Below are 4,663 nucleotides of genomic sequence, written 5' to 3'. Positions count from 1 at the left end.
CTACACCAGCAGCAATCCCCGTTGCCAGTCGTTCACGATGCGTATGCCTACCCTTGTATCGTCGACTTCACCTTTCTTTTTCAGGCAGTTCGTCTGCCTGCCAATGAGTTCGAGAACATCGTAGGAATCCTGGTTATCGATGGTGACCTTGTAGAAAACTTCCAGGGCAGGCTTGTTCTCAGCACACATTTTCTCGATGATCTTCAAAGCTACGCCTATGGGGTCTTTCAGGTGAGTAGCGTCCTTTATGCCAAGCATCCCCTGCATGTATTCGTCATGCTCGTCAAAAGGTATCACTCCCGGGGTATCGATGAACTTGATGCGTGAACCGGCGTTCACGAGCTGTACACCTCTTGTGTGACCGGAGATGGAAGAAGTACCAGTTCTATGCCTTCCCACCACACCATTGATGACAGAAGATTTTCCCGTGTTGGGATACCCAAGGCTGCCCACAAGTATATCCCGATCCTGTATATTTGCGACCTCAAGGATCTTGTGCCTGAGCATTGTTGTCCCGAACCGTTCCTTAGTGGATACGAAGACCGTGGGTGCAATTTTCGATAAGCGGGATTTGGCTTTCTCAAGGGTTTCCTGTGATACGAGATCACATTTGCTCATGACTATGATGAACGGTTTTCTGGCACGTACTAGTTCAGCTTCTACCTCGCTGTTCCTGGTCTCATCCGGAAACCGGGCATCTACCACCTCAAGCAGGACATCCGCCTTTCTAATGACATCCTTTACCATTACCTTGTAGCTTGCCATGGTACAGGTAATGCTTCACGAGCATATAAGGATGTCAGAGTGAGAAGTACAGAACTGTTCCGGATCAATTGTATGCCTAATAAAGATATGAAAATTGAATCGAGGCTCTCAAAACCGTACATATAAGAAGCAGGCATTTAAGATGTTCCAGGATCGAATTATACAGAAAGGTTCTGTAAAAAACCTATTAAAATCAATATTCATAGTTAACCTCAGCTGCTAATAATTTGCACGCGATTCTAAACCTAGCTTGATGATAGCCTTTCCAGAGCTTAACTCTAAGAACACCACTACCCACAGTTTTAACAGCACACCGATCTACAGATAGAGTGAAAGGCATGTGTAAAATCTGCCAGCCTTGTATTTTCTTGTTAATATCAGATCTCCTGTTCAATTGAAATCTGACAATACTAGGCTGAAACCGTATTTTGATTTAGCCTGAAACCGGTTACAGAAAAAAGAAAACATGTATCTGATTAATGATACCGTATTTAACTACGTCATTATCTTAGAGTCTGCACAGATAGATTGCTCATCTGAAAACAGCGCATTACATTTTGAAATCCTTTAACTAAAAAAGGCTCTTATGAACTTTAACCTTGATGCAGAAACTGCTTGAAAGCCCAGCTGGCTTTGCTTCATCACTACCATAGCAAAAAAAAAGAAAATCGGAATAAAAAACGAAATCTACCACAACCCATACACAGGACCTAAAAAGAAGAAGCCTAATAAGCCGATAGTGTTGCTTGCTCCGTGAGCAATGATCGCAGCCCATAGGTTGTTTTCATAATGTATCTTTATCAGGCTGAAAAAGATCGCATCCAGAAAAGTGAGGATGACCCCTATTGTTCCCTGTTCCGTATGTGCAAGTCCGAATAATAAGGAAGAAATACCCACAGCAAGAATTATCCCGGTCCTTGTATCTTCAAACAGACCCTGTATCCTTTTTTGGAGATAACCTCTGTACACGATCTCTTCTCCGAATGCAGCTAAAGTCCATGTCAGCACCAGGAAGAACAACAGCTGGTTGAAATTTCCTTTAAGGTTCTCAAATGCACTCAGGTCTTGTGTTGTTCCGGTCAAGTGATTCAGTACCGGCATGAATATGCTCAGATGTAAAAGGGTCCAGAAGACCACTAATACTAAAATAGTGATCACCATGTTAAGCCAGCTACTGTTTTTCCTGAAACCTAAAGTTTGCAGTTTTTCTTTGCGGATCAAGAGCGAGATCGCTATTATCCCCAGAATAATGATTGTCGGGATGAACAGGTCCAGAACGATAACCGTGCCGGCAATGAGCAATTCAACAATTGATATCAATTTCCAGATATTTTCCCGGTCCAATCCACCCATCATATCACCCTGCTATCGGCTTTGTGGTACCCTGAAACATGTTTGAAACACATTTGAATGTATTGTTAACCTGGCTCATCGCTTGAATATAGATTTTACTACAGAACCGGAAAATGCAAACTTTTTTGTATTCATGAAGCAAGACAATCTATCAATATATTGAAGGATCCGGATATGGAACATAAAGATCCCACAGAAGAAGAGCTGATCGAACTTATAGGATCCAGGTTCTCTGGAAGTACTTGTTGTAATAATTTTATCAGCGTTCTGGAAAAGAGCAACTCAACATATCATGCCGAACTTCTCATAACTGCCCGTATGCTGCTTGATAAAGACCTCATGCTTGCAGGAGTTTTCTTTGAGAATCTTCCCGAGGCAGCAGCGAACACAGGGCCTGACGGGATCAGGAAATGGGCGGGTACCGGCATAAAGATATTTGACCTGGATAAGGACCTGGCAATTGATTATTTTTCCTTTTCGGCTGTGCTCTTAAAGGATCTGGATGTCAGTGAACTGGAAGAGTGGGCCCTGAACGGCATATCTGTATTTGAAGAGGATCCAGCCCTTGGAAGACCTTATTTTTCCATGAAGTCTAAGAGATCAAAGGAATTCATTGAAGGGCTTAACGGGTCAGCGGCACTCAATGATATCATAAGCGTCCTCAGGTACTATGCCCTTGGATTGTCAGGTGTCAATTTTAACATTCTTTCCCGAAGGATGTTACAGATGGAGGAAGAAACCAATTCCATAAATCCTGTGATCGCAGGCAAGACCATCTACCTTGCACCCATGATCAAAAGATACGGTGATTTTGAAGATAACTTCAGGATATACAAACTGAGCATAATGCATGAGATTGGTCATGTACAGTTCAGTTCCCATAAGATAGAACTTGATGGGGCAGCAGGACTGATGTCAGATATCAGAAGCAGGTACACAACCACAAAGAAAAGAACTTACCTGTCAGGGATGCAACCTGAGGGTATCATTGATATCGCTGACATCATAGCTCTGTATCCCAACAAAGCACTGGCAGGAACAATACTCGGCATTCTGGAAGATGCCAGGGTCGAGTACAGGATAATGGAACACTACAGGGGAGTTCGCTCGGACCTTGAGAGAATAAGATACCAGATGCTTCTGACAAGGTCTGCCCCGAAAGGTAACCTTGAAGAGTTCATGGAATCGCTTCTGTGGGTCTCGATAGGACATGAACCTGTTCACAATCTCAGCAAAGGGACAAAGGGTCTTCTGGACAAGACAAGGCCTCTGCTGAAGGACAGGATATTCCACGAAGGATCATCTATCCTTGATTCCCTTGATACGACCTTCAGGATATATACCATGCTTGATGACCAGATGGGCCCGTTGAGCCAAAAGGAGTATGAGGTACTGAAAAATATCGATTATCGCGGAGTAGATATCGGAGCGTATAGCAAAAAGGACCCTTTTTCGTCCAATTTGCATGAGAACATTATCAGGAATTTCATTCCCGAAAGTGAAGTGGAACTGACAGCAGAGAAGGAAAGACCACAGGAAGAAAAGGTCAAACACCATTCCACCTATGCTACGGACAAGAACTGGAAGACACTGGGCAGTTACATGTATGATGAATGGGATGACGTGATCAATGACTATAAAGCAGACTGGTGTACGGTCAACGAGATCGAGCCTTTTGGCATGTCCAGTGATTACTACAAGGATGCATCAGAAAAGTACAGGCATGAGATTGCCCTGATCAAGCATGTATTCAACGAGATGAAACCGGAAACATTCCGCAGGATGAAGGAACAGACCGATGGAACTGAGATCGATATCGATGCCTTCATGGATGCTCTGATACAGAAGAAATGCGGGATAAATCCTGATGACAGGCTCTACCTCAGATGGGACAAGCATGAAAGGGACGTTGCAACTCTTTTTCTTATAGATGTCAGTTATTCCACCCATAAAATGGTGGGCTATGAGGAAAAGAGCATAGTGGATGTCGAAAAAGACTCGCTTATCATCATGATACAGGCTCTTGAAAGCATAGGGGACAAGTATGCTATCTACGCATTTTCCGGCCAGACAAGGGATGATGTTGAGTACTTTGTCATAAAGGAGTTCGATGAGGAACTATCGGACAACGTTGCACGCAGGATCAGTGTGCTGGAACCGGTATCCAACACAAGGCTCGGACCTGCCATCCGTCATTCCATCAGGAAACTCGACAAAGTAGATGCAAAAACAAAGATCATAATACTGTTATCCGATGGCGAACCCTTCGATACTTCCCGGGGAGAAAGTGCATACAAAGAAAGAATTGCTGAAGAGGATACCAGAATAGCAATAAAGGAAGGCAATGCCAAAGGAATACATTTCTTCTGCATAACCGTGGATCTGAATCCCGGTAAATATCTTGACAATATTTTCTCTGATGCCGGATACACAATAATAGATGATGCCGGTTCACTTCCGGAGAGGCTTCCGATGTTGTATAAGAGGATCACTACCTGATCCTGCAATACCGGTGCAATAATGCTCATGAGTATAACTGTTCTTC

The 4,663-nt window shown here is 43.5% G+C and carries 3 protein-coding genes; 1 reads left to right on the top strand and 2 read right to left on the bottom strand.

Annotated features, from left to right (window positions below; translation table 11 throughout):
- Nucleotides 1-765 carry a GTPase gene (locus tag ACCM36_RS05950; RefSeq protein ID WP_370572837.1) on the bottom strand — a complete coding sequence of 255 codons (765 nt, stop codon included), beginning with the start codon at nucleotides 763-765 and terminating at the stop codon, nucleotides 1-3.
- A 687-nt stretch (nucleotides 766-1,452) separates the two neighbouring features.
- Nucleotides 1,453-2,121: a CPBP family intramembrane glutamic endopeptidase gene (locus tag ACCM36_RS05945; protein ID WP_370572836.1), complete on the bottom strand. Its 669-nt coding sequence runs from the start codon at nucleotides 2,119-2,121 to the stop codon at nucleotides 1,453-1,455.
- 171 nt (nucleotides 2,122-2,292) lie between these two features.
- On the opposite strand from ACCM36_RS05945, the gene ACCM36_RS05940 reads away from it, so the two are divergent.
- A complete protein-coding gene (locus tag ACCM36_RS05940; protein WP_370572835.1) occupies nucleotides 2,293-4,617 on the top strand; it encodes a nitric oxide reductase activation protein NorD in 2,325 nt (774 codons plus the stop codon).
- The last annotated feature ends 46 nt before the right edge of the window (nucleotides 4,618-4,663 follow it).

The sequence above is a fragment of the Methanomethylovorans sp. genome (assembly GCF_041305605.1).
Taxonomy (GTDB): Archaea; Halobacteriota; Methanosarcinia; order Methanosarcinales; family Methanosarcinaceae; genus Methanomethylovorans.
Note: the sequence above shows the minus strand (reverse complement) of the source record. Positions and strands in the feature narration are given on the sequence as shown.

Excerpts from the sequence above, each read along its gene's own strand:
- ACCM36_RS05945 (WP_370572836.1), bottom strand. The coding sequence starts at position 2,121 with ATGATGGGTGGATTGGACCGGGAAAATATCTGGAAATTGATATCAATT.
- ACCM36_RS05940 (WP_370572835.1), top strand. The coding sequence starts at position 2,293 with ATGGAACATAAAGATCCCACAGAAGAAGAGCTGATCGAACTTATAGGA.
- ACCM36_RS05950 (WP_370572837.1), bottom strand. The coding sequence starts at position 765 with ATGGCAAGCTACAAGGTAATGGTAAAGGATGTCATTAGAAAGGCGGAT.